This is a genomic window from Alloacidobacterium dinghuense (assembly GCF_014274465.1).
Taxonomy (GTDB): domain Bacteria; phylum Acidobacteriota; class Terriglobia; order Terriglobales; family Acidobacteriaceae; genus Alloacidobacterium; species Alloacidobacterium dinghuense.
On sequence record NZ_CP060394.1, the window covers coordinates 308,581 to 333,860 of the forward strand.

At 56.1% G+C, this 25,280-nt stretch carries 22 protein-coding genes; 5 read left to right on the forward strand and 17 right to left on the reverse strand.

Annotated features, from left to right (window positions below):
* Positions 1 to 5 precede the first annotated feature (5 nt).
* From H7849_RS01255 to H7849_RS01305, 11 genes are all read right to left on the reverse strand, one after another.
* Entirely contained in the window at positions 6 to 1,580 is a 1,575-nt protein-coding gene (locus tag H7849_RS01255; protein WP_186743627.1) for an acido-empty-quinoprotein group A, read from the reverse strand.
* Positions 1,581 to 1,614: 34 nt separating this feature from the next.
* Positions 1,615 to 2,484 carry a c-type cytochrome gene (locus H7849_RS01260; RefSeq protein WP_186743628.1) on the reverse strand — a complete coding sequence of 290 codons (870 nt, stop codon included), beginning with the start codon at positions 2,482 to 2,484 and terminating at the stop codon, positions 1,615 to 1,617.
* Positions 2,485 to 2,874: 390 nt separating this feature from the next.
* Positions 2,875 to 3,156, reverse strand: a complete 282-nt coding sequence (locus H7849_RS01265; protein ID WP_186743629.1) for a hypothetical protein — start codon at positions 3,154 to 3,156, stop codon at positions 2,875 to 2,877.
* Positions 3,157 to 3,346: 190 nt separating this feature from the next.
* Positions 3,347 to 3,580, reverse strand: coding sequence for a glutaredoxin family protein (locus H7849_RS01270; RefSeq protein ID WP_186743630.1), 234 nt, complete (start codon positions 3,578 to 3,580; stop codon positions 3,347 to 3,349).
* Between the two features lie 32 nt (positions 3,581 to 3,612).
* Positions 3,613 to 5,826, reverse strand: a complete 2,214-nt coding sequence (locus H7849_RS01275; RefSeq protein WP_251106529.1) for a penicillin-binding protein 1A — start codon at positions 5,824 to 5,826, stop codon at positions 3,613 to 3,615.
* Between the two features lie 52 nt (positions 5,827 to 5,878).
* On the reverse strand, positions 5,879 to 7,108 hold the full coding sequence (locus H7849_RS01280) for a S41 family peptidase (RefSeq protein ID WP_186743631.1): 1,230 nt from the start codon (positions 7,106 to 7,108) through the stop codon (positions 5,879 to 5,881).
* Between the two features lie 147 nt (positions 7,109 to 7,255).
* Entirely contained in the window at positions 7,256 to 8,860 is a 1,605-nt protein-coding gene (locus H7849_RS01285) for a ribulokinase (RefSeq protein WP_186743632.1), read from the reverse strand.
* A gap of 273 nt (positions 8,861 to 9,133) precedes the next feature.
* On the reverse strand, positions 9,134 to 10,555 hold the full coding sequence (locus H7849_RS01290) for an L-fucose/L-arabinose isomerase family protein (RefSeq protein ID WP_186743633.1): 1,422 nt from the start codon (positions 10,553 to 10,555) through the stop codon (positions 9,134 to 9,136).
* Positions 10,556 to 10,702: 147 nt separating this feature from the next.
* Positions 10,703 to 10,915 (reverse strand): hypothetical protein, encoded by a 213-nt coding sequence (locus tag H7849_RS01295; RefSeq protein ID WP_186743634.1) that lies wholly within the window; start codon positions 10,913 to 10,915, stop codon positions 10,703 to 10,705.
* A gap of 9 nt (positions 10,916 to 10,924) precedes the next feature.
* Entirely contained in the window at positions 10,925 to 12,664 is a 1,740-nt protein-coding gene (locus tag H7849_RS01300; RefSeq protein WP_186743635.1) for a sodium:solute symporter family protein, read from the reverse strand.
* Positions 12,665 to 12,745: 81 nt separating this feature from the next.
* Positions 12,746 to 13,438, reverse strand: coding sequence for an L-ribulose-5-phosphate 4-epimerase (locus H7849_RS01305; RefSeq protein WP_186743636.1), 693 nt, complete (start codon positions 13,436 to 13,438; stop codon positions 12,746 to 12,748).
* A gap of 172 nt (positions 13,439 to 13,610) precedes the next feature.
* Here H7849_RS01305 and H7849_RS01310 point away from each other — a divergent pair, with 172 nt between their 5' ends.
* The gene (locus H7849_RS01310) at positions 13,611 to 14,705 is read left to right on the forward strand and encodes a LacI family DNA-binding transcriptional regulator (protein WP_186743637.1); all 1,095 of its coding nucleotides are present in this window, start codon (positions 13,611 to 13,613) and stop codon (positions 14,703 to 14,705) included.
* 634 nt (positions 14,706 to 15,339) lie between these two features.
* Here the strand turns inward: H7849_RS01310 and H7849_RS01315 are convergent.
* The 3 genes from H7849_RS01315 to H7849_RS01325 form a co-directional block, all read right to left on the reverse strand.
* The gene (locus H7849_RS01315; RefSeq protein WP_186743638.1) at positions 15,340 to 16,254 is read right to left on the reverse strand and encodes a LysR family transcriptional regulator; all 915 of its coding nucleotides are present in this window, start codon (positions 16,252 to 16,254) and stop codon (positions 15,340 to 15,342) included.
* A gap of 142 nt (positions 16,255 to 16,396) precedes the next feature.
* On the reverse strand, positions 16,397 to 17,851 hold the full coding sequence (locus H7849_RS01320) for a phytoene desaturase family protein (protein WP_186743639.1): 1,455 nt from the start codon (positions 17,849 to 17,851) through the stop codon (positions 16,397 to 16,399).
* Positions 17,844 to 19,532 carry a lipase maturation factor family protein gene (locus H7849_RS01325; RefSeq protein WP_186743640.1) on the reverse strand — a complete coding sequence of 563 codons (1,689 nt, stop codon included), beginning with the start codon at positions 19,530 to 19,532 and terminating at the stop codon, positions 17,844 to 17,846. The genes H7849_RS01320 and H7849_RS01325 overlap by 8 nt, the downstream gene beginning before the upstream one ends.
* A gap of 107 nt (positions 19,533 to 19,639) precedes the next feature.
* On the opposite strand from H7849_RS01325, the gene H7849_RS01330 reads away from it, so the two are divergent.
* The 4 genes from H7849_RS01330 to H7849_RS01345 all read left to right on the forward strand — a co-directional run bounded on the left by H7849_RS01330 (position 19,640) and on the right by H7849_RS01345 (position 22,589).
* Positions 19,640 to 20,326 carry a DNA alkylation repair protein gene (locus H7849_RS01330; protein ID WP_222439749.1) on the forward strand — a complete coding sequence of 229 codons (687 nt, stop codon included), beginning with the start codon at positions 19,640 to 19,642 and terminating at the stop codon, positions 20,324 to 20,326.
* A 117-nt stretch (positions 20,327 to 20,443) separates the two neighbouring features.
* On the forward strand, positions 20,444 to 21,376 hold the full coding sequence (locus tag H7849_RS01335) for a glycosyltransferase family 2 protein (RefSeq protein WP_186743642.1): 933 nt from the start codon (positions 20,444 to 20,446) through the stop codon (positions 21,374 to 21,376).
* Between the two features lie 53 nt (positions 21,377 to 21,429).
* Complete coding sequence (locus H7849_RS01340) at positions 21,430 to 22,038, forward strand: SIS domain-containing protein (protein ID WP_186743643.1); 609 nt, start codon at positions 21,430 to 21,432, stop codon at positions 22,036 to 22,038.
* Positions 22,035 to 22,589, forward strand: coding sequence for a D-glycero-alpha-D-manno-heptose-1,7-bisphosphate 7-phosphatase (locus tag H7849_RS01345; RefSeq protein ID WP_186743644.1), 555 nt, complete (start codon positions 22,035 to 22,037; stop codon positions 22,587 to 22,589). The genes H7849_RS01340 and H7849_RS01345 overlap by 4 nt, the downstream gene beginning before the upstream one ends.
* On the opposite strand, the gene H7849_RS01350 is transcribed toward H7849_RS01345, so the two are convergent.
* From H7849_RS01350 to H7849_RS01360, 3 genes are read right to left on the reverse strand one after another with little or no spacing between them, the layout of a single operon-like run.
* Entirely contained in the window at positions 22,578 to 23,327 is a 750-nt protein-coding gene (locus H7849_RS01350; RefSeq protein ID WP_186743645.1) for a transaldolase, read from the reverse strand. The genes H7849_RS01345 and H7849_RS01350 overlap by 12 nt on opposite strands.
* A 24-nt stretch (positions 23,328 to 23,351) precedes the next feature.
* A complete protein-coding gene (locus tag H7849_RS01355) occupies positions 23,352 to 24,293 on the reverse strand; it encodes a WecB/TagA/CpsF family glycosyltransferase (RefSeq protein ID WP_186743646.1) in 942 nt (313 codons plus the stop codon).
* Positions 24,290 to 25,261 carry a glycosyltransferase family A protein gene (locus H7849_RS01360; protein ID WP_186743647.1) on the reverse strand — a complete coding sequence of 324 codons (972 nt, stop codon included), beginning with the start codon at positions 25,259 to 25,261 and terminating at the stop codon, positions 24,290 to 24,292. The genes H7849_RS01355 and H7849_RS01360 overlap by 4 nt, the downstream gene beginning before the upstream one ends.
* Positions 25,262 to 25,280: the final 19 nt, after the last annotated feature.

A 25,280-nucleotide genomic window follows, 5' to 3' on the forward strand; every position in this document is an offset into this window, starting at 1 on the left:
CGACTCTAGCGAGCTGCCGTCACCGCGCCGCCCGCTGGAACGGAGCTGTGTGGGAGCGCCCAGGCAAACAGCACACCTCCGCTGCTCGTCATCACATACTGGCGGCCATCGAGTTCATAGGTAATCGGCGAGCTCTGCATCGGTGCGCCCATTCCGGAGTGCCACAAAGTCTTGCCGTTACTTGTGTTCAATGCCAGGACATTTCCGTAAGCATCGCCGGTAAAGGTCACACCCGCATCCGTAGTCAATACTCCGGCGCCTGAACCGCCGTGGCCAACCTCATGGCTCCAGCGAATCTTTCCCGTTTGATAATCAATGGCTTCGATGACGCCCTTGCCCCACAGGCCATAGTCGGCCCCAGCCCATCCGTAGTTGCCGTCGGCCTGCTTTGCAAAATAAATGCTCCAGCTGGGATGCGCATCGACGACGAACAAGCCTGTTTTCGGATCAAAGCTGGGCGCACGATAGTTCGTCATTCCGCCTTCGTCGGGCGCGATCAAACGGCCATCGGGCGCGGGTTCTTTTGCGGGATTCGGAATCGGCCGTCCCTGCTCATCGATGCCAAGCGTCCAGTTCGTTGGGCCAAAGGGAGCAGTCAGCAGGTTCTCCCCCGTCGTGCGGTCCAGAACAAAGAAGTAGCCATTGCGCGAGCTCTGCATCAGCATCTTGCGAGGCTTGCCGTGAAAATCCCCATCCACCAGTACCGGAGTCTCAACCGCATCCCAGTCATGCGTATCGTGCGGCGAAACCGAATATCCCCACGCAAGCTTTCCCGTATCCGCGTGGATGGCGACAATGCTACAGGTATACGCGTTATCGCCCGGGCGACTCGCCCCGTTCAGAACCGGAGTCGGATTTCCTGTCCCCCAATACAACAGGTTGAGATCGGGATCATACGTACCCGTCATCCACGTCATGCCTCCCGTCGTGCTGTTCGGAGTTCCCACGGGAGCAGTGGCGTTCCACTGCCACTGCTCTTCGCCTGTCTCGGGATCAACGGCTCGCAAATATCCTGTCAGGTTGTCGAAATCACCTGACACGCCGACGATCACGTGGTTCTTTACGACCAACGGCGCCAGCGTCATCCAGTAGCCCTTGCTCACGTCTGCAATCACCACATCCCATCGCACCGTGCCGTCCTTCGCGTTCAGACAAATCAGGTGCGCATCCGGAGTGACAAAGTACAGCCATCCTTTGTACATGGCCACGCCGCGATGACCGATATGCAATCCCTTCGTCGTCGGCTTATTGAAGTGCCAGAGCATCTGCCCGGAACGCGCGTCCACGGCCCAGATATTGTCCGGCACCGTGAAGTACAGGACGCCATCCACCACCAGTGGTGAAGACTTGATATCCGCAGCCTGGTTCGTTTGAAAGGCCCAGGCCAGCGTCAGCTCATGAACATTCTGCGGCGTGATCTGCGTCAGCTTGCTGTGCCGCATGCCTGAGTAGTCGCCGTGATACAGCGGCCAGCTATCCGGCGTAGGCTTCAGTATCTGCGCTGAATCAAGATTCTGCGCCGTCAGCAAAGACGGCAGAGAAAGCGCGGCAAGAACCAATCCCTGTTTCAGCAACGTCATATTGGCAGAAAAGCCCCTCATGCGATCAGCGAAATCAGCGCAGCGTTTGCAGATACGCCATCAGGTTATGGATATCAGCGTCCGTGTACTTGCTGAAGAGGTCCACATGCGCATCCACCGGCGAGTCGACGACATACTTCACGTTTGTGGTCGACCACGAATGATAGGTCCCATTCTCGTCGCGCAGTCCGATGACAAACTCATCCTGATATGCGAGCACTCCCGAAATCTTCTCGCCCGAAGGAAGTGTCACCGTCACGCGGCTCTTGGCTTCGCGCGGATACAGCATGCGCTCTTCCAACTGAAGCCCCTGGTAGCGCGCGGCGATGCCTGCAAGATCGCCTGTAGGTGAATGGCAATTCGCGCAGCCTCCCGCGCCATCGAAGTACTGCTTGCCCTGGTCAACGTTTCCCGTTTGCAGATCGGAGACGTCTACGCCGCGACGCTTCCCATTCTGCGATGCAGCCTTGGCCGCCTGCGCGTGAATAAACGCCACGAGACTCAGCACTTCATCATTCGAGAAGTTGAAGGAGGGCATATTCTTCTGCGGTCGCCCGTCGCGCACAACCTCAGAGATTTTGTCTCCGCCCACATCAGCCAGCACCAGCTTCGACCGAGTCAAATCAGGCCCTGTCTCGCCGCCCATGGCATCGCGGCCGTGACAAAAAGAGCAGTTCTGATCGAAGAGATCCCCGCCGGCCTTCGCCAGATCCGACGTATGCGACACGTTCGCTGCCGCTGTTTCGCCTTTCACCGGCGAGCCGGATTGGGTGGTTTGGTTCTGTGGCGTCGTCGGAGTGCCCGACTGAAATCCAGAGGCTGCATAGATAGGCGTCCGCACGGCCTGAGAGACAAGAATTCCACCGCCTGCGGCTAACAGTGCTGCACCTAAAAATCTCTTCATATTTAGTAAAAATCCTCATCCATCCGAGATGAACAGCGCCGGAAAATGCCATAACGACAACTATCCCGGATACTTGATCAATCGCATGAAATCATATTTCAGTTGAAACGGTTGCAAAGCCATTGTTTCAGAACAGTGGCTATCCGGAAAGCCGACTTGGGCCATCTGCGCAAAAAAATTCGAGCCGGATTCGGTCATCGTGTGTGCACAGCACCGCCCATGCAGCAAGCGCAGGAGCACCCTGCAAAAAAATGCCCCGTGTCGGCACGGGGCACTCAGAGTTCATGGAAATTACGGATACTACTCAATTGCTTACGAGAATGATACTGCGGGTTTAGTGATGCAAGCGTCGTTTTGCGCCAACCATGCCATCCTCAGTCGGTTTCTGTGCTACGGCTTGGTCCATTGATCGGCGTGGCGCTTGAGCCACCAGCAGGGATCATCGCTCCCTCGCGGAAAAATCGCGCGCGCGCATTCCACCTGCTGTGAGCCGGTCCAATCAAGCTCATATTTCCCGTCCTTAAGCGGAACGGCGAGGAACTGGTTCACCTTGACCGAGCCGAGTGCCGTTCCGTGGGCCAGACGATAGCGGTAGACCAGCCAGTCTCCGGCATAGGAGATCAGCAAAGCCGCCAACAATACCACCATCGACCGTTCCAGAAGTGCACGCACGGATCTGGCAAAACCTCCATCACGTCCGGGAAATGCGACAACCGACCTATCCACAATAACTTACAAGAGCGAGTGGGCGCAGGGAATTATGGCCTGATTTGTTGGAATTGAGATGAAGTGTCCGAAAATAAAGAAAGCCGCCCTGATACGGGCGGCTTTTCTGATTATACGGAACAGCTAAATGACTGATTCAGCCCAGCAGATGCTCCAGACGGTCCATGTCGAAGCCGATCATGACTTCGTTATCGACGACAATCGTCGGGGTCGACTGGCTGTTTAAATCCATCAGTTCCTGCAGCGCCTTCGGATCGGCGGTCACATCCTTGTATTCAAAGGGGATCTCGCGCGAACTGAAGAAATGTTTGGCAGCAAAGCACGGTGGGCATCCGGGCTGGCTATAAAGAATGACACGTTTCTGCGACATAACTAATAGATGCAGCACTTTATGTGCAGGCTTCAATGAATTGACTGGGTCGGAACCTTCACCGCAGCCTGCGCCAGGTGCACTGGTCTCGGTGCAGTTTCACCGGGAAAAGTTTCGTTGTCCTTGCCTGCGATGGCGGCGCGCATAAAGTCGACCCAGAGCGGCAGCGCGGCCTTTGCTCCGGTTTCCTTATCACCGAGCGACTCGCGGTTGTCGTAGCCCACCCAGACGCCGCAGGTCGTCGAAGGTGAGAAGCCGAGAAACCAGGCGTCGGTGAAATCACTGGTCGTGCCGGTTTTGCCGCCGATGGGATGGCTCAGCACCGCCGCATCCTTGGCAGTCCCACTGCGGGTCACTTCGCGCAGCAGAACCATCATGGTTCGCGCCACCTTCGCGCTGGTTGCCTCCGTAACTTCGGGAGTGTCTTCCATCAGCGGAGCGCCTTCAGCCGTCGTCACGCGCCGGATCAGCCGAGGCGCAATACGAATGCCGTCATTGGGAAAGGCGGCGTAGGCGGCCATCTGCTGCTCAAGCGACACCTCGACCGATCCGAGCGCCACTGGAAGGTACGCCGGAATATTGGCTGTGATGCCGAACTGATGAGCAACATCGATGACCTTGTGCATGCCGACCCGCTCGGCAAGCTTTAGTGCCGGAATGTTACGGGAATCGGCAAAAGCCTTCAGTAGGGTGATGTTGCCGAGGTAGTTGCCCTCGTAGTTGTGCGGCGTGTATCCGCCGAATGAGGTTGGAGCGTCGAGAATTCTCTCTTCGGGAGTCGCGCCTTCCTCGATCGCGGCGGTGTAGACATAGGGCTTGAAGGATGATCCGGTCTGCCGCTCCGCCTGCGTTGCGCGGTTGAACTGCGACATGTTGAAGTCGCGGCCGCCGACCATGGCCAGAACGTCGCCGGTAGCATTGTCCATCGCCATCAGCGATCCCTGCACGCCGGAGTCTTCTTCGAGCGTTCCGCGCAGCAGATTGCCCTCCTCTTCGCGCAGTTGAACGTAAATGATGTCGCCCTGCTTCAGGAATCCATCCGCCGTCCGGAATCCGGTCCATGTCCAGTCATCCGGCGTCAGCACAAGCTGATCATCGCCAACTCGCGCCGTGACCTGGTAAGGAAGAACACCTGTCACCAGCGCATGAATATAAGCTCCAGTCTGCGGCGGAACAACCCAATCTGGATGCTTGAACCCCTCCATGCCAACGCCGCCCGCAATGACGTTGAGTAGATGGCCGCGCCAGCCGTGACGGCGCTCATAACCAGCCAATCCGTCGAGCACTACGCGGTTTGCCGTTTCCTGCAGGTCGAGATCGAGAGTGGTATAAACCTTCAGCCCCGCCTGATGCACCTGGTCGGACCCAAACTTCCGCTCCAGCTCGCGTCTGACCTCCTCAACGAACCACGGAGCCACGCTGTTCGGAGGAGCCTCGATATGCAGCCCTAACGGAGCCGAGCGGGCAACATTCGCCTGGGCAGCGGTAATGACGCCGTCCTCAAGCATGGAATTGATGACCATGTTGCGTCGCCGGAAGGCCCTGTCAGGATTGAGCACCGGAGAATACTCGGTCGGTCCCTTCGGCAGACCTGCCAGCAGCGCCGCTTCCGGCAGGGTGAGGTCTTTGGCCTGCTTGCTGAAGTAATACTCCGACCCAGCCTCAAACCCATACACTCCACGCCCCAGGTAAATCTGGTTGGCATACAGAGCAAAAATCTGCTGCTTCGTGAAGGTGTGTTCGATCTGAATGGAGAGCAAAACCTCCTGCAACTTGCGACCGAAGGTACGCTCGCTCGAAAGGAAGAGGTTGCGCGCCAACTGCATCGTCAGCGTCGAGGCGCCCTGTGCGCGGTTTTTCGAAGTCAGATCGTGATAGGCCGCTCCAATCACGCGAAAGAAGTTTACACCCCAGTGGCTCTCGAAATTCTTGTCTTCAATGGAGATCACTGCCTCGCGGAGCAGGGGAGAGAGATCGTTGTAATTGACCAGAACGCGGCGTTCGAGAGCAAACGAGCCGAAGATGCGACCGTGCGCGTCGTAGAGGTCTGTGGTGGTGTTGGGCCGGTAACGCATCAGGTCATCAATCTGTGGAAGATTGACCGAGTAGACCAGCATGAATCCACTCATGGAGCCAACGACGACCGCCAGCAGCAGCAGTACCGCCAGCGCTACACCGCCAGCTACCTTGCGCCGTCCCGCGCCGGGGCGAAAGCCGCCGTTAGTTGCTTGAGGCCGCTGCTTCAACTGTGTGGACCCGTGAATCGGAAACGAGAAGGCGAATACGAAAATACTGACGCTAGGCGCTCTTTTGCTTTAGAAGATCGAGAGCCTTATTGAGTTGGTCGTCCGGGTGAGACTCCGGCTTTTGCGCAGTCTGCTGGTTGTTGTCCGGACCCTCCTCCGCCGCCAGATACTGATCGATGTTCGGAGCCACGACCACATTCGGCGTTACAGCTTCATCCTGAATCTTTTTGCCGGAAGGCGATTCATACTTTGCCACCGAAAGAATCAGGGCAGAGCCATCGGGCATTTCGATGGTCTTCTGCACTGTGCCTTCACCGAAGGTACGGTCGCCGACCACGTCGCCGCGCTTGTTGTCCAGGATCGCCGCAGCTACCAATTCGCCCGGACCGGAAGTTCCGTGGTTGACAAGAACCGCAAGTGGCGCAGATGTGATGAACTTTCCCGGTTCGGCGGTAAAGATCTGCTTCGGCACTTTCTGACCCTCAAGCGAAGCAATCGTGCCCGTTTGCAGGAAGGCATTTGCCAGCCGGACTGCCTGGTTCTCGTCGCCTTCGGCTACATCGCGTAGGTCCAGCAATACCTTCTTGTTGCCATTCTTCTGCATCGAGCGGAGGTGGGCCTCAATATCGTCGACGCGCGCCTTGGTAAGAACGATTGGCTTGAGATAGAGGATGCTTGAGTTCTCGTATTGCTGTTCGCCCATTGTCGGGGCAATAATCGCGCTTCGCGTAAGGGTAATTTTGTCAGGTTCCGACTTGCCGCGATTCGGACGAACCAAAGAGAAGGTAACGTCACTTCCCGGTTTGCCCTCAAGCATCAACCGGATCATGGCCAAGGACATTTCCCGGGTCGACTGGCCGGCAATGGACTCGACGATGTCGCCATCCTGAATCTGTTCGCGTTCTGCTGGGCTGCCAGGCATGACGGAGACGACGGTTGCGTATCCGAAGCGCTTGGAGATATTGAGTCCAACCTGCGCTGTGCCTTCATTTGCATGGGCCTTGTAGGCCGTGTATTCGACAGGAGTCAGATAGCTGGAATCGGAGTCGAGCGATTCCAGAAGGCCGTGCAGCGCTCCATTGGTGACGTTGGCGATGCTTGGTTCAACGACGTAGTCGCTTTGGATCTTATGCAGAACTTCTTCGTATACACCAACCTGTCGATAGGCGCCATCATTCTGCGTTCCGGCGCGCACGCCGCTCAGGCCGAATCCGCCGAGGAAAACAACAATCACTAGAAGTACAGAAATTGCAAGGATGGCGCGCTTAAAACCTTTAGACATAGCTGAACTCAGGCAGCCGGGAGCTGTTAGGAAGATGATACTCCAGTAATGTGCGTTTTGGCTCCCGTGGTTTTGGTTGGCGAAGGCTGGCGAATCCATCTGACAGGCCGAATCTGATGGAGTCGGTGAGGCGATTGGCGCGGGCCTTCAGGCTCCTCGCGTTACCTCCGCGGCTATTTTGCGTAGGTTTGGGAGGACGTCGCCGATGACGGTGGGGTCGGATTTGCGTTTTCCGAGGGCGAAATAGAGACGTTTGTAGTGGTCGAAGAGGCGGTTGTAGGTGGAGTGGGCTTCCGGATTGGGCGTGAAGGTTTTGTAGCTTAGGCACATGCTGGCCTGTGCGTCTTCGATGGATGGGAAGGCTTTGGCGGCTAGTAGGGCGAAGATGCCGGAGCCAAGACTGGTGGGGATTCCGGCGGGGACTAGGACGGGCTTGCCGAGGACGTCGGCGTAGACCTGGTTGAGGACCTGGTTGTTTTGGGGGATTCCGCCGGCGTTGATGACGCGGTCGACGGGAACGCCGTATTCGGCCATGCGGTCGAGGATGATGCGGGTGTGGAAGGCGGTGCCTTCGATGGCGGCGTAGAGCTCGTCCTGGGCGGTGTGGATGAGGTTCCAGCCGAGGGTGACGCCGCCGAGCTCGGAGTTGACGAGGACGGTACGGTCGCCGTTGTCCCAACTGAGGCGGAGAAGGCCGGTCTGTCCGGCGCGGTAACTTTCGAGGCCCTTGGATAATTCGGAGACTTTGTGTCCGGCGCGGCGGGCGATGGCTTCGAAGATGTCGCCCGTGGCGGAGAGGCCGGCTTCGACTCCGGTGTAAGCGGGGTGGACGCTGCCGGGGACGACGCCGCAGACGCCGGGGACGAGGTTGGCCTTCTTCTGCATGGCGATGATGCAGGTAGAGGTGCCGACGACATTGACCACGTCGCCCTCGCGGCAGCCTGCGCCGATGGCGTCCCAGTGCGCGTCGAAGGCGCCGACGGGGATGGGGATTCCGGCGCGCAGGCCCATGGCTTCGGCCCATTGGGGCGAGAGATGGCCGGCGAGTTTGTTGGAGGTTTCGTAGCTGCCTGCGAGTTTTTCGCGGATGCCTTCGAAGAGCGGATCGAGTTTAGAGAGGAATTCCTGTGAGGGCAGGCCGTCCCATTTCGGGTTCCACATCCATTTGTGGCCCATGGCGCAGACGCTGCGTTTCGCCTGCTTTGCGTCGGTGACGCCGCAGAGAGTTGCGGCGACCATGTCGCAGTGTTCGAAGGCGGTGACGAAGCGGCCGCGCTTGTCGGGGTTGTGGCGGAGCCAGTGGAGGAGCTTGGCGAATCCCCACTCGTGGGAGTAGACGCCGCCGCACCACTCGATGGCTTCGAGCTGTTCGCGGTGGGCGAGCTCGGTGATTTGCTGCGCTTCCTCTTTGGCGCGATGGTCGCACCAGAGGTAGTAGTCGTCGAGTGGCTGGAGGTTTTCGCCGACTGGGATGACGCTGGAGCCGGTGGTGTCGAGCGCCATGGCTTCGATCTGGGAGCCGTCGATGCCTGCGTCCTGGATGGCCTGACGAGTGGCTTTGACGAGGGCGTCCATCTGGTCCTGATGGGACTGCGTGGCGTAGTCGGGGTCTTCGCGCTTGCGGTGGAGCGGGTATTCGGCGACGGCGGTGGCAAGGCGGCCTTTTGCTACATCTTCCCCGCCGCGGGCGCTGTCGAGGAGGGTGACGCGCACGCTTAGGGTTCCGAAATCTACGCCTGCTATTGTGGACATCTGTTACCTCAGGGGCTGAAGCCCCCCCTTTTGTTGATCTTTGAATGCGCGAGCTAAAGTCCGCACCTACCTTGTTCTGATCCCACATCTCTTTGAGATGTGGGGCACCCGGTGTTAAGGACCCGCGCCTACCTTGTTCTTGATAGAACTCACATTTGTGGTCTCCCACCCTATCGCGCAACTACAGCGCGATAGGATGGGGCACCCGTTGTTCGTGGCTTGTACGCAACTGCAGATCCTTCGCTCCGCTCAGGATGACTTCCCTGAGTGGGGTTAGGCGTTGGGGTTCTCGTGGTAGTGCATATCCCAGCCGAGGTAGCGCGTCGATGCTTCGTAGACTGGGCTGGCTACGGTTGAGAAATTGGCGGCTACGTGGTGCTCGAATCCGCGTTCGCAGATGAAGCGAAGTAACTTCTGCATCTTCGGGATGTGGACTACGCCTGCGCCGCCGAAGGTTTCCAGCGGATCGCTGGTGAATTCGCCTTCGCCAACGTAGCTGCGGATTTTGCCGTTGAAGTCGTCGGTGGAGAAGCGGAGATAGCTCATGGCTCCCGCTTTGACGCGGCCTACGCAGGTGCCGAAGGTGTTTTCTTTGCCGACCGTGCCGGCGATAATTTCCTGGTAGTCCATCTTGACGTCGGCGAAGAAGTGCTTGGGCAGGTTGGAGCAGTGGAAGCAGACGGCCTTGTCGGGGTCGTCGCCATAGTTGTTGTTCCAGTCGAGCAAGGCACTGGGTGTTTCTGACGCGAGAGCGAGGCCGTACATGCTGAGCACGCCGACGACGTCGGTTTCGCAGGCGCTGGAGAAGAGGTTCTCGCTCATCATGCTCATGACGGTGCATGGGACGACGCCGAAGTATTCTTCGAGCGAGGTCCAGCACTGGATGGCGCTGATGGTGCAGTAGGTTTCCTTCATCCAACCGTCGATGACCGCGCCTAGCTTGGCCATCTTCATCAAGGCTGCCTCAGGGATTCCACTGGTAGACACGTAGGACTTGATGGCGGCTAGTTTGGATTGTGCTGTGTCGTCGGTGTCCTTCATGCGGGCGATGCGGCCCATGACTTCTGAAAGATCAAGTGTTTCGACGGAGATGCCGTTGAGTTCGAGAAGCTTTTCGCTGTAGCGGACGGTATTGAAAGCCGCAGGGCGAGCGCCGATGGCGCCGATGCGAAGGTTCTTGAAGCCGTTGACGACTCGGCAGACTGCCGCGAACCAGGCGAGATCTTTTTTGAAGGCGTCGGAGCTGGGCGAGACGGTGTGGAGCGCGGTGAGCGAGTAGGGGATGCCGTACTGCATGAGGTTGTTGCAGGCAGACATCTTGCCGCAGAAGCTGTCGCGGCGGTTGGCGATCTTCATGATGTCGGCACGATCGGGCGTGGCCTGCACGAGCACAGGGACTTTGAGCGTGGAGAGGCGAATAGCGTCGACGATGGCGCGCTCTTCGCCGAAGTTGGGCAGGGTGACGATGATGCCGTCGATCTCTTCGCGATGCTGCTTGAAGAGCTCGGCGCAGTGGCGGGCGTCGTCGGGGGTCTGGACGGCTCCGTGCTGCGTCTGCTCGGGCGTGAGCACGATGCTTTTGTAGCCGGCGGCGTCGAGTACCTTGGTCATCTCTTCGCGGCCTTCTTTCGCGAGGTGGTGCGGGAAGAATCCGCGGCTGCCGACAATGACTGCGAATGTGAGTTGCTTTTTCATCTGGTGGGTCCTTTGGAATTTCCCTCAGGGGCTACAGCCCTTTATTGCATGTCTTAAATTTGTGGTCTCCACCCTTTGCTTCGCAAAGGATGGGGCACCCGATATCCTGCCAAGCCCACATCTTTTCAAGATGTGGGCACCCAGACATTACCTTCTTACGCGCGGCCAGAAGCGGATTGTGTAGACCAGCCCAGCGATTGCCATCATGCCGCCCCACCATATCGAGGGGTGCAGGTTGAATAAGACAGGCGGATGCGCGGGAGGGTTTGCCAACTCCCAGAAACCTATTGCTGTGATGATGACGCCGTAGATGAGGAAGAGGACGCCGGCGAAAAACCAGATCGACATTGATTCGCGCATTTTTCTCTCCTACCAGAAGATTACGTTGAGAACGACGAAGAGGACGGCGATGATTCCGGCCCAGATGATGGGTTTCTGGAACCAATGGTCATCGTGTTCTTCGGGAATTTTCGATGCGCCGTAGACGAGGCCTTCGAGCTCAGCTTCGGGCTTGGGCTTGGTCATGAGGCTGACCACGATGGTGACGATGACGCAGACGAGCCATGACCACAGAGCTCGGTACATGTCTTCGGCCATGGTTTTGGCGTCGGCAGAGAGCGCGACGTAGCGCAGCGCCGAGGGGTCGTTGTGCACCCATGCCCAGAGGCCGATGGCGGTGAGGGTTCCGGCGAGCAAGCCCCAGAATCCAGCTGCCCTGGTGGCGCGCTTCCAGAGCATGCCGAGAATGACGGTTCCGAAGAGCGGCGCGATAAAAAAGCTGAAGAGCGCCTGCACGTAATCCATGATGCTGGCTGCGTGCTGAACGAGATACGCGGTGCCGACGGAGATGAGCACGCCGATGAAGGTGCACCAGCGGCCCATCGCGACATAGTGCTGGTCGGTGGCTTTCTTGTTCAGGAATGCGCCGTAGATGTCGTAAGTCCAGACGGTGGAGAAGGCACTGACGTTGCCTGCCATTCCGGACATGAAGCCGGCGATGAGCGCGGTGACGCCGAGGCCGAGGAGTCCGGGACTGCAATAGCGGACGAGCATCAGGGGAAGGACTTCGTTGTAACTATGCTGGCCGGTGGCGGCTGCCTCCGGCGCTCCGACGAGATGGAAGGGCAGCACGGAGAGCGCGAGCAGGCCGGGAAGGATGACGATGAACGGGACGGCCATCTTGAATCCTGCGCCGATGATGGGGGCCATGCGCGCAGCGCGCAGGTTGTGCGCGGAGAGTACACGCTGGACTACCAGAAAATCCGTAGTCCAGTAGCCGAAGCTGATGACCATGCCGAGGCCGAAGACGATGCCGGTCCAGTGGATGCCCATTGGGTTGTCGTGAAAGTGGCCGAGGGTGCTCCAGAGATGGACGTAGTCGTTGCGACCGAGGTTGGTGAGGATTTGCTGGCGGAGGTTCGTCCAGCCGCCGACTTCGATGAGTCCCAGGATGGGAACGAGCAATGCGCCGAGCCAGATCAAAAGAAATTGCAGGACTTCGTTGAAGATTGCCGATCGCAGGCCGCCGAGGGCGACGTAGAGGGCGACGGTAATGGATGAAACCCAGATGCTGAAATTGAGGTTCCAGCCGAGGACGACCTTCATGACGATGGCCATCGAGTACATGTTGATGCCGCTCATGAGGACGGTCATGAATGCGAAGCTGACGGCGGAGAGTGCGCGGGCTCCATCACCGTAGCGGAGGTGCAGGTAGCCGGGGACCGAGTGGGTTTTCGAGATGTAGTAGAAGGGCATCATGACGATGCCGAGGAAGAGCATGGCGGGGATCGCGCCAATCCAATACCAGTGCGTGGCGAGGATGCCGTACTGGTATGCGGAGCCGGCCCAGCCCATCAGTTCGAGCGATCCGAGGTTGGCGGAGACGAAGCTGAGGCCGGCGATCCAGGCGGTCATTTCGCGGCCGGCCATAAAGAACTCTTCGCTGGTGTTGGTTGAGCCCTTCAGGTAGAAGCCGATGAAGATGACGATGGCGAAGTAAACGGCGATGACGAGTATGTCGACACCGTTGAGATGGGCGAGTGATTTGCCTTGAAAAAAAGCCAGAGCCTGGGGATGGCTGAAAAGGCGGTGGGCGTATTGAAAGGGCATGCTCTTAATTGCCTCGGTTATTGTGACTGTCCTTGTTCATAGGCACTTGCATAAGTCTCGAATCGAACTGGGGGAAAGCTCTCAACCTTTTTGTCCGTAGGTTGCATGGGCGCCGTGTTTGCGGAAGTAATGGCGATCCAGCAGGGCCTGGGACACTCCTTTGCATTCTGGGTTGAGTGCTGTTGTGTAGAAAGCCATGCGAGCGACTGCCTCAAGCACTACCGCGTTGTGTGCAGCGTCCGCTGGTGTCCTTCCCCAGCAAAAGGGAGCGTGGCCAGCGACGAGTACTGCGGGTACTGCTTCAGGGTCGAGGTCGCGAAAGCGCCGAACGATGGCGAGGCCGGTGTTGTGCACGTAGTCGCCATTGATGTCGTCTGCGGTGATTTCGTCGGTTACGGGAACCGGACCATAGAAGTAGTCGGCGTGTGTGGTGCCGTAGGCTGGGATGCTCCGTCCAGCCTGTGCCCAGGCGGTGGCATATTCAGAGTGCGTGTGTACAACGGCTCCGATTTTGGGGAATTCGCGGTAGAGCAACAGGTGCGTGGCGAGATCGGATGAGGGACGTAAATCGCCTTCAACGATTTTGCCATCGAGGTCTGTAATCACCATGTGCCCGGCGTGCATTGATTCGTACGGAACCCCGCTTGGCTTAATGGCAACGAGGCCTGTCTGGCGATCGATGCCGCTGACGTTTCCAAAGGTGTAGAGAACGAGGCCGCGACGAACCAACTCAAGGTTGGCTTCAAGAACTTGTGCGCGGAGATCGTCTAGCATGGTATTTGTCCTCGTGCAGAAAACAGCTGCAGTGGTCATCTTACTAAAGCGATTTATGAAATGCTCTTACCAGATTTTTCTCAGGTAAATGGATTTTCTGGCAAACGTTTACTAGCGCTTTGACCTTATGCAATTTACACTTGCCAAGTCAAGCGGAAGATCGCTTTTATCAATGATCAAGAAAAGACCCAGAAAGACGAAGAGTGAGAAGAAGCGGCTGGACATTCGCGATGTAGCGAAATACGCGCGTGTCTCCATTGCCACCGTTTCACGCACTATCAACCGTGTACCGACCGTAGATAAAGAGCTTACCAAGCGCGTTTGGAAAGCGATCGAAGAACTGAACTACTTCCCGAACACGCAGGCGCGCGCACTCGTTTCTGGACGAAGCCGGCTATTTGGTTTGCTCATCTCAGAAATCACGAATCCCTTTTTCCCCGAGCTGATTCAAGGGTTCGAGGACATTGCCATTGAGAATAATTACGAGATTCTGATCGGGTCGACGAACTACGATCCGGAGCGCATGGAGATTTGCGTTCGGCGCATGATTGAGCGAAATGTGGAAGGCGTGGCCGTGATGACCTTTGGCATCGAAGAGCCGCTGCTTGACGAGCTGGTTTCCCGCAATATCCCCATGGTGTTTGTGGACGCCGCGCCGCCAAGCGAAAATGTCAGCACGCTTGCGGTGGACTATCTCCATGGGATTCGCGAGGGGGTGCAGCATCTGGGGGCGCTGGGGCACCGCAAGCTGGGGTTTATCAGCGGACCGATGCACCAGAGAAGCTGCCAGCTTCGCAAAGAGGCATTTCTGAGTTCGGCCGCGGAGATCGGCGTGCGGCCTGCTCCGGAGTGGCTGGTGGAAGGTGACCATACGCTCGAAGGCGGGATGCAAGCGATGGAGCAGATTTTGAATAGCAAAGACTTGCCGACGGCGATGATGTGTTCGAACGATATGACAGCGATTGGCGCGCTACGTGTGCTGGCCAGCAAGGGTTTGCGCGTTCCTGATGACATTTCGGTCATCGGCTTTGACGATATTCACCTTGCCGAGTTTGTTTATCCTCCGCTGACCACGGTACGAATGGCGCGGAATGACCTGGCCAGGGCGGCGTTTGGTGCGCTGCGTTCGCATGTGGAGCCCACGCACAGCCATGCGAAGAAGTCGTGGCACATTCAGACGAAGCTTACGGTGCGGCAATCGACCGGCTATCCTCCGGGGACGGCTATGAAGAAGGCGAAGATGCGCAAGGTGGCGGAGATGGAGTAGTTGGAGAGGTGCGAAAAAGTTCCCGGCGGCTAAAGCCCGCACTTATTTTGTGGCTCCCTTATGGCACGGCTTCGGCACTCTATCGGGTCAGTTATTTGCTGAGATTATCCTGCGATGGTGTCTTCCTTTCTTCGTTGCCAGCAGACGAGGGTGACGTGCAGGAAAGGGCGTATTCAGAAATTGCTGAGAGCGCGTGGGAGGCGTCTCCGTAATTGCGCCTACCGGAGCCTCCAAAGAAAACGAAGAAAAATAGGTGGTCAGCAGCACGAGGACTACCTGGGGTGGGCAGGGTCGTCGGGGAATAGAAACGCCTCCGCATCCGGCAAAATTCTCGCGAAGAAATGCCAGATTGCAACTGCGAAAGGGATTCCGAGGACGAATGCGATGACCCAGGGAGAGACATTGCTGTGGTCACCATGTCAGCGTGCGTGGTGAATGTACGCATCGGCACATAGGAAAGAAAATTGCCGACGCCCATCACGCAAAGCCAGAAGAAGAACATTGCCAGGCGCGCATATTCTTTCGCTTTGCCTTTGTATAAAGCAGGCGGCTGACGATGTACGAATTCCTTTGTCGATGAGAACTCTTTCGAAGGGACTGGCTCGCCTTAATCGTATTTACTGGCGACCTAAGATCAGCGAGTTTTTGTATTCGTCGGAACGGGCATCGGTCGTGCGCGGCCTGTGGCGATTTCGAGAAATGCGTGCGCCGCGCGCGTGAGTGTTTTATCTTTGCGAAAAACGAGAGCCAGCTCGCGACTTAGGCGAACGCCTTCCACTTTGAGGGTTTTCAGAAGGCCATTGCGCTCGTCATCGCGAATGTTGGAACGCGGCAAGAAGCCCATTCCCAGGCCTGCACCGATGAGGCGCTTGAGGAGTTCGCTGGAGTCGACTTCCATGGCGATGCGCGGCTGCACCTCGTTGCTGCGGAAGGTGTCGTCAATCTGCTCCCGCTGTCGCCCGTGCTTGGGTAATAAAAGAGGATATTGCAAGATCTCTGAGAATTTGACCTGGTCACGGGTTGCCAGAGGATGTGTCTTGGGGACGACCAGAACCAGGTCATCCTTGTGAATGATGTCCACGGTAAGGCGGACATCTTTTACCGGAAGAGAGACGATGCCGAAGTCGACTTCGCGGTTGAGAACGGCCTCAAGCGATCGTGCACGGTCCGCACGGACGATAGAGAGATTAACGCGGGTGTACTGCTTCTTGAATTGGGCGAAGACCGACGGCAGGACGTATAGGCTGGTGGCCTCGTTGGCGCTCACGGAGATTTCTCCGCGCGGTGAACGATGTAGTTCACCAATAGCAACCATTATGTGGCTGTGGACCTGCAGGCAGTGCTCGGCAAATGGTTCGAAGAGACGCCCGGCGGCAGTGAAGGTAACCTTGCCGCCGTCGCGATCGAAGAGTCGAGCGCCAGCCTCGTTTTCGAGGGAGCGTATCTGCGCTGAAATGGCTGGCTGGGTGACGCCCAGTTTCTCAGCGGCGCGGGAAAAGCTTTTTAATCTGCTTACTTCCAGGAAAGTTCTGAGCTGCTCGAAATCCATTTAAGAATGAGTCCCCACGTGGTGTTTGGGTTGGGGTTGCGATTGAGGTTGTTTATAGTGCTTATATCCCGAAGCCAATGGAAATGCCAGCATAAAGAACTTTTGTAAGCAGGCGAAGCTATGTTCCGTGCGAGTTCTGCGCTTAGCAATGTTTTAATGCCGCATGCGCTGCATGATAGCCGCACATGCCATGAACGCCTCCAATTCCAGGTGTCGAAGCGGAACAAAGAAAGATATTTGGATCGGACGTAGAGTAATTTCTTCGGGTTGGACGAAAGATGGTCTGCCAAAGCGTCATGGCTCCGCCGCTAATGTCGCCGCCGAGAAGGTTGGCATCCATCGATTCAAGCGTGGCGGGCGAAGAGATGTGACGGGCGAGGACGCAGTCGCGAAAACCTGGTGCGAAGCGCTCTATCTGCGCTTCAATCCGATCGGTCATATCGAAGGTTGAGCCGTTGGGTACATGGGAATATGCCCAGGCGATATGTTTGCCTTGAGGGGCGCGGGTCTCATCGAAGAGCGTTGGTTGAGTGAGTAGCACGAAGGGACGTTCGGGGTGCTGTCCATCTGCAATTGCACGTTCTGAGGCAGCGATCTCTTCGAACGTACCACCGAGATGGACTGTTCCGGCACGCAGGCAATCGGCAGCCTTCCACGGAATGGGCTCGGTGAGTGCATAGTCAACCTTGAACGTGCCAGGACCAGGCTTGAATGTCTCCAGACTGTGCCGAAAAGCTGGGTTCAGACGGTGCCCAGTGATTGCAAGTAATTGGCGAGGGCTGATGTCGCAGAGAAAAAGCGTGTTACGTTCAAAGGGATCAAGTGAAGTGACGGGTGAGTTGGTGTGGATGCATCCACCGAGTTCTTTCAGGATTGAAGCAAGCGCGTTGGTGATGGACTGCGATCCTCCGCGAGCCATGGGCCAGCCTACTGCATGCGCTGCCGCTGCAAGCATGATTGCACCAGAGGAACTAAGAGGCGCAGCGAGCGGAAGAAACGAGTGAGCGGCGATGCCAGCGAAGAGAGCGCGAGTCCGCGCTTCTTTGAAAAATGTGCTGGCGAATAGTTTGGCAGACGCAAAGGCAGAAATTCCAAAACGCGCGAACAGAAATGGATGGCGCGGCATATGAATGACGGGTTGCAGAACCTCAGCTGCGATTTGAGACCAATTCTCTGCCAAAGGCTTGAAGATTCGGTACCACCGGCTGCCATCGTTGCCAAGCATATGTGCTGCATCGCTCAGGCTGTGCTCCAATATCACAGCGGTGCCATCATCGAGCGGATGCGCCAGAGGAAGTGGAGGGTGAATCCATTCGACTCCGTGCTGGCTGAGCGGCAGAGAAGAAAAAAAGGGAGATCCTGCGGCCATGGCGTGAATTGCCGCACCGAAGTCATGGAGAAAACCTGGAAGAGTGAGCTCTAAGGTGCGAGCGCCGCCGCCGATCGTTGACTGTGCCTCGTGAAGCTCGACTCCATAACCCGCTTCTGCAAGAACAATGGCGGCGGCCATGCCATTGGGCCCGGAGCCGACAACAACGGCGTGGCATCCGTGGAGTTGATGATGCTTCTGTCCGATAAGAAGGCTGTTGTCACTCATGGGGCGGAAGGGGCTCCGGCCATTGCGCGACGTCGAAAGCGCCGTCGGGTTTCACAGTTAATGCGGGGGCATAGAGGCCGAGCAGTTGACGTTTCCACCATAGACCCGTTGCACGCTTCTCTGCCATGGAAGTGAACCAATACTGCCAGAGTACCGCGCGGACGTATTTCGGTGGGGACTGATGAAATGGATCGCCAGCGAAGAGTTGAATCACACTGGTGCTTGTCGTCAGCAGTCGCTCTTCCGTAAGTGGCACGATCGAGTTCTGTCGCCAATCGCCGAGGGAGGCGAACCATAGGTTCCAGTCGAACCTCGGTTGATAGGGCGCATAGACGCGTGGTGGTTCATTGAGTGCCTGCGGTTTGTATTTGAAGGGATAGGCCGTCCAATTTTCGCCGTCATATGAGCCCTGGAATTCAATTTCGTAGCGGCCACGGGTCATGACAGCGAATAGGCCATATTGATTGGCAATCCGAAATGGTTCAAGTGCCGCAATCGGCGCCGATGGTAACGGAGCTTGACGCCACAGCATGTGGATGAGTTCGGCTGTTGTGACGTAGAACACCCATGTGAGGAAGACTGCGCTCATGGCGAGTCGGACTGCTGAAGCATGTTTCCGCCAGCTTTTCTTAAGTGGAGCAGGCTTTGGTTCCGATGGCGCGTCGCTTGCGGTCTCCGGCAGAGGCAAGAGGTCCTTTGCCTGAGTCTGTTCCAGGGGAAGATCTGGTTCGGAATTGAATAGTACAGGTCGGAATCGTTGCGAGAGAATGCGCACGATACATTGATCGTCGAGGAGCAAGAAACCCTGCGACAGAACCAGATAGTTCAGGAAGGTGTAATTCGCCGTTGCGATCACAACGATTTGCCAAGGTGTGACGATGAAGAAGCAAGCAATACGAAATCGCCGCGGGAGGAAAAACAGGAAGACGAGTGCCAGTTCCATCGTGAGTGTTGCGCCGACCGTGAAGGCGTGAAACCAATGCGGCAGATGTTGCAAATACCAGCCGATCCAAGTGGGCAGCGGGCCATTCTGGTAATACTCATCCATCGCGGTGAAGTGGCGCCACTCCTGGTCGCCACTCAGAAGCTTTACCAATCCGGATTCAAAGTAAATGCGAAACCACTCCCACAAGAGCAGGAAGAGGCTGGCCCGGGATGGAGCGGACACCATTCCGAGTCCGGGCCAGAAACCTCGCGGCGCGAAAAAAAGCGAGATGAAGCCCGCCTCGAGTAGCATTCCATCGGACTGATAGTTGGAGAAATCACCGGCGGCACTGACGAAGGAAAGGAAGCAGGCGAAGCAAACCAGCAAGGTGAGGCGCGGCCAGACATTGATGGTGACGAGCAGGGAGGCGATCAGTCCGGTGACCGTGACGCCGATGAGTGCATGGTTGCTGGTTGAAAACCAGAAGAGGGTAGGCGCAAACCAGAAGCGTGTAAGTCCGGGCAAGGAGCGATCTACGGCCTGCAGGTATTGTTGAGCTGGCAAAATACCTTCCGGTCCGATGAGACCACGTATTTGAAAAACCAATGAATAAAAGGCTGAGAAGTAGATCAGTCCGAGAGCTCGGAGGAATATCCAGCGCGGAATGAGGTGGCTGGTCCTGCGTGAGTCGTCTGGCTCAGTTGACTCGGTCTCCGGACCGAAGATTCTTTGCAGGATAGAACTACTCCTTATCATAGATGTTGGACATGATAGCTGTTTCGGTATGTTGCCTGCTCTCAAAGTAGACTGTTGATCGGAATATGGTGGTCGAGAAGCAAACGCGAGCAAATCTTGAACGAGAGATGAAAGAGGCAGGCGATGCAGCCCGGGCCCTGCAAGTGGCGCGCTATTTTAAAAGCGGCAAGGGTGAGTACGGCGAAGGCGATGTCTTCTTAGGGATTCCAGTTCCTGCCATGCGCAGAATTGCGTTGAGACATCGCGCACTTTCTCTGCCTGATTTGCAGAAGCTGCTCAATTCGAGAATCCACGATTTTCGCGCGGCGGCACTTGAGATTCTCGTCATACAGTATGCGCGCGGCGATGAGAAGCAACGCAGGGTGATCGTCGACTTTTATTTCAAGAATACGAGTCGAATTAACAACTGGGACTTGGTGGATGCTTCAGCTCGCCCCATTCTCGGAGAGCACCTGAAAAGCCATCCACGAAAGATCCTGCGCAAGCTGGCGAAATCGGCCAGTTTGTGGGAGCGGCGTATCGCAATGGTCTCTACCATGACACTGGTGTGGGCAGGGGAGCTAGACGATGCTATGGAGATGGCTGAGATGCTGCTCGATGATGGGCATGACCTGATTCATAAAGCAGTGGGATGGGTATTGCGCGAGGCGGGTATCAAAGATAGGGCGCGATTGATTCAGTTTCTGCGGACGCACTATGCGAAGATTCCCCGAACGACGTTGCGCTACGCGATCGAGCATTTTCCTGTTGCGCAGCGTAAGAAGATGCTTGCAGGCATGTTTGATTTCACTTGAAACTTCGACCAATCTGTCACTCGATTACTTTGGTTTGCCTACTTATTAAGTCGGAACTATCCAATGTATAAGACCCTTTATATTCTTTGAGTGGCAGCCAATCCTAATTATGGGAAGATGAGCTTGCGCGAATCCGCTTTGGTCAGTGTGGTGATTCCAACGTGTAAACGTCCACACCTGGTAGCGCGTGCTGTGGAGAGCGCTCTCAGGCAGAGCTATTCCCCAATTGAAGTTTTAGTGGTGGTTGATGGTCCGGATGTAGAAACGGCTCGGGCCTTGGGCGGAATCGAGGATGCGCGCCTTAGAGTAATTGTGCTCGAAGAAAATGTAGGTGGCTCGGATGCGCGGAATCTTGGTGTGCGTGAAGCATGCGGCGAATGGGTGGCTTTTTTAGATGATGACGATCAATGGATGCCAGAAAAGATCGAGAAGCAAGTGGATGCTGCTTGGGATGTTCTGCTTCGCCATCCGGTCATTAGCTCCAGGTTACGTGCTTATGGTCCTGACGGAGATCAGGTATTGCCGCGTCGGCTCTACGCCACCGGCGAGAACATGGGAGAGTATCTCTTTTGCCGGGATAGCTTTTTTTATGGCGATGGAATGTTACAAACTTCGACGCTCCTAGCGAAGCGAAGCCTATTGTGCGAAGTCCCTTTTGTAAGTGGGCTGAAGCGACATCAGGACTGGGACTGGTTGTTAAGGGTTGCCGCACGACCCGATGTGGAGATCGTCATGCTTCCCGAGGCGCTGACTCTTATGCGTACCGGCGGTCAAGGTGAAAGCGTGAGTCAAGGCACAGATTGGAAAACATCCCTTGCCTGGGCTAAGCAGGTTCGTCCCACGATGAGTGCCCATGCCTATTCATTTTTCATTGCGACTGAATGTGCCTCTCGGGCACGTAAATGTCGAGCGGGGCCGTTTGTACAAGGGCAACTGTTTTGGGAATTCCTTTGGAACGGCCGATTCGGCTTAAAGCAGTTTGTGATCTTTATGTCGTTTTGCTTGTTGCCGGAAAACCTACGCCATAAACTGCGCAGCCTTAGACAATGAGCAGATCTAAGACCAGCAGATCCAGGGAATAAATGGGGAGATTTTAAGCGGATATGAGTGTGCACACTATGCTGTTTCTGCAAGCGACGCAGGAAACTGCTGTTCGACTGGAGCCATCGTGTCTGGATCGTATGGCAGAGCTTTTGGCAGGGGTCCGTGATAACGGGGGGCGGGTATTTTTTCTAGGAACCGGAGGTGGCGCAGCGAATGCCAGCCATGCTGTCAATGATTTCAGGAAGATCGCCGAAATAGAGTGTTATGCGCCAAGTGACAATGTTTCGGAGTTGACTGCGCGTACGAACGATGATGGTTGGGAAACTTGTTATGCCAACTGGCTGCGCGTTAGCAAGCTGAATGCGCGCGATGCTGTAGTAGTGTTTTCCGTTGGGGGCGGCAGTATTGCGCACGGTATCAGTCTTAACATTGTGCGTAGTGTTGAGCTTGCGACACAAGTAGGAGCAAAGGTTCTCGGGGTTGTAGGACGAGATGGAGGCTATACCGCCCAGGTGGCGGACGCGTGTGTCATCATCCCCACAATCGTCGAAGATATGGTCACACCACTTGTTGAAGCCTTTCAGGCCGTCGTGTGGCATCTTATTGTTTCCCACCCGCGGCTCAAGGTGAACAGTACCAAGTGGGAGTCAACACTGGTTTCAGCATGAGGCGTGCAGTATTTCTTGATCGCGACGGAGTCTTAAACAGCAATATCTGGAATCCGGCAACGGGTGCATATGAATCGCCGCTGAGGCCCGAGCAATTCGAACTCCTTCCGAAAGTGATTTCTGCATTGCATTTACTGCAGGATGACGGCTATCTCTTATTCCTTGTTTCAAACCAGCCCAACTATGCCAAGGGTAAGGCGACCATGCGTACGCTTGACGCGATTCATAGACGCCTTGAGACCGCTATGCTTGAGGCTTGCATTTCATTCGCCGCCTATTACTACTGCCTCCATCATCCTTTGGTAACTGGGGATTGCTTTTGCCGGAAGCCGTCGCCATATTTCCTTCTAAAGGCGCGCGATTTGTTTGCGCTTGATCTCCGACAATCCTGGATGATTGGCGATCGCCAAACGGATATCGAGTGCGGGCTGGCGGCAGGGGCGCGAACTATCGGAATAGGCGCGCTATTTCCGCCAGCAGCAGAGGCGGATCATATTGCCGCTGACCTATGGCAGGCAGCGCAAATCATAGTGCGCGATCTAAACAGCTAGTATCGTGGCTTCTTTCCGGATGTCGATTTGATAACCAGCAGCGCACGCGTCACGATAAAACATACGGACTGTTTCCTGGGAAAAGGTATCGAGATTTTTGCCGATGAGGCTGAGTTTGCCGAGCATCTCTGGGAGCAAAGTGATAATGTGGCAACCTATGTCTTCTGCCTGAAATATATTCAGCACTTCGCGCGGGCTTGCCCACAGGAGTTCTACATTCCGTAGCGGTTCCAGCATTCGAACCGCATCTCGCATGAGAGGTGCCGGGTTAATGCCTGTATCAGCGATACGCCCAGCGAAGACAGAGATGATGGTGGGCGTGTCTGGATCCAAGCAGTCTGCCACACGTTCAATCTGTGCCAGCGTGAAGAGCGCCGTGACATTCAGCGCCACACGGCAGCGGGAGAGCCGGCGCAATGCCGGTCCTGTAAATGCGCCCCATGTGTTCGTAACGGGCATTTTTACATTTACATTTGGCCCCCAGGCGGAGATAGTTAGCGCCTGTTCCTCCATGGTCTCGGGATCGTCAGCTAGCACCTCAAAAGACACAGGGCGGTCCGGAATCACCTTGAGGAGCTCTCTGGCAAACGCTTCGTAGTCGACAACCTGCGCCTTGCGCATAAGTGTCGGATTTGTTGTGAATCCCTTGATGCGCGGATCTGCCGACCATGTGATTAAACTGCCGAAGTCAGCTCCATCACAGAATAATTTGACGCGTAGTTGATCGATTTCAGGCATGTATTCTCGTTTGTTTATGGGGTGTTAAGTCTGCGATTCGATGGTGAGTGGATCGCACGCGGGCTTAAGAGAAGATGGCAGGGAACCATGTTTCTGGCCGAAACTTGTGAACGACAAGGTGCTATCTCTTCCAGCGATACGGCCATAGAGGAAACGTTGCCTCATTACGAGGTAGACGAAGTGTGGGTTACCGATCAGATATCTGCGCCAGAGACGCCTGGGTTCATGTATCAGGCGGTAAAGCCACTCCAAACCCAACCTATGGGTCCATCGTGGTGCACGTCTCCGTAGACCGCATTGGGTATCGAAGGCAGCTCCGACTGACATGGCTGCTCCAATTGGAAGCGTGGAGCAGTTTTCGTGCATCCATATCTCCTGTTTGGGAGCTCCAAGCGCCACAAACAAAAGATCTGGTGCGGCTTCCGTGATGAGCTGGCGAATATGAGCGCACTCCATTGAGTCGCGCTCAAATCCTAAGGGAGGGCAATATGTACCGGCTATCGACAGGGCTGGATAACGCCGCTGCAATTGTCTAGAAGCTAACGCTGCGGCCTCAGGCAACCCTCCGAGAAAGAAAACTCTTAAACCATATCGTGCGGAATCGCGGCAAAGGATCTCCATGAGCTCGCCTCCCGGAACGCGGCTCGTCAACTTCCCTCCGAGAATTTTGGATGCAAGCACGACGGAAATACCATCCGGAACATTCAGCGCAGATGCATGCAAGGCTTCGAAGAGGCGGTCATCTTTCTGCGCTACAGTGATCAATTGTGCGTTTGGGCCCATAACGAGAAATGGCGCTGCGGAGGAACGCCGCCGAAGCGCATCGATGATTTGTTGGGAGGCCTCCTCCATTGTCAGGCAATTGACAGGGACACCGGCGATCGGGCATCGGGGTTGTGCGGGGAATGGCCTCGAAAGCTTCTTCCGGCTCTTGACCTCTATATCGAAGAATCTGCTCAGACTCATGGCCAAAAGACTTCCTTTCTGCGATAGAAAAACTCGGGAGAAACTCCATTCGCCACGCAGGTATTCGGAAACAATTCGTCTTTCACACGTTGGGCAAAATAGGCAGGCGAAGCAAGAAAGGAGAGGACAAGCGCCATAAAGGCTCCTCCATAGTGCTTTGCACCAAGGTTCATATTTAAGCATCGAAGCTGCCGTTTCGCCTCGAGCCTTCTCGCCGAAATCCTGGTTTCAAGCAGCGAAACGAGATCGGCAAAGGGTAGTGCCTTCTGGTCCGATAAATGCGACAACAGCAGGTACTGAATGTAGAGTCCGTGTAACTCCTGGATGTACGAATATCGCGAACTGATACTTGAAGCATTCTGCCGAAAACCCAGGAGTATCTCCGGCAGTAGATGAATGTCATACTGGAGGGCCATTCGCCACCAGAGGTCTGCATCTTCAGCATGCGCCAAATTGCGGTATCCACCTACCGCGAGGGTTTTCTCAACATTCAGGGCCACGGTGGGATGACAGATTGACAATAAGTAGCCGGATTGTACGATTTGTCGTAGCTCCTGCGGCGATCCGCGGCTGCTTCGAAACAGCCCCATGCTGTGGCTCGATGGATAATACTCAGCCAGAGAATAAAACATACCAGCGTCGGGCTCTCGTGAAATGTGTTCCTGGATGCGCTCGATCCTTTTCGGGTAGGAGACGTCATCGGCGTCCTGACGTACGAGCCAGCCTGTTTTCGCCTCCCGAAGCAATCGGTTCAAAGTCGCTGGAAGCCCAGCATGTGCCTGTGAGAGTATGCGAAGACGATTGTCCCGTATAGCTTCCAAGTATTCAAGGCTGCCATCCGTTGCTCCATCGACGACGACAAGAATGCTGAAGTTGCTTGCTGTTTGCTGAAGGATGCTTTCCATCGCCTCTGGCAAGAACGGCATTGCATTGTAAACAGGCAGGCCGACGGTAATTGAGTGTTGCAAGGTTACTCCTCGAGGCAGT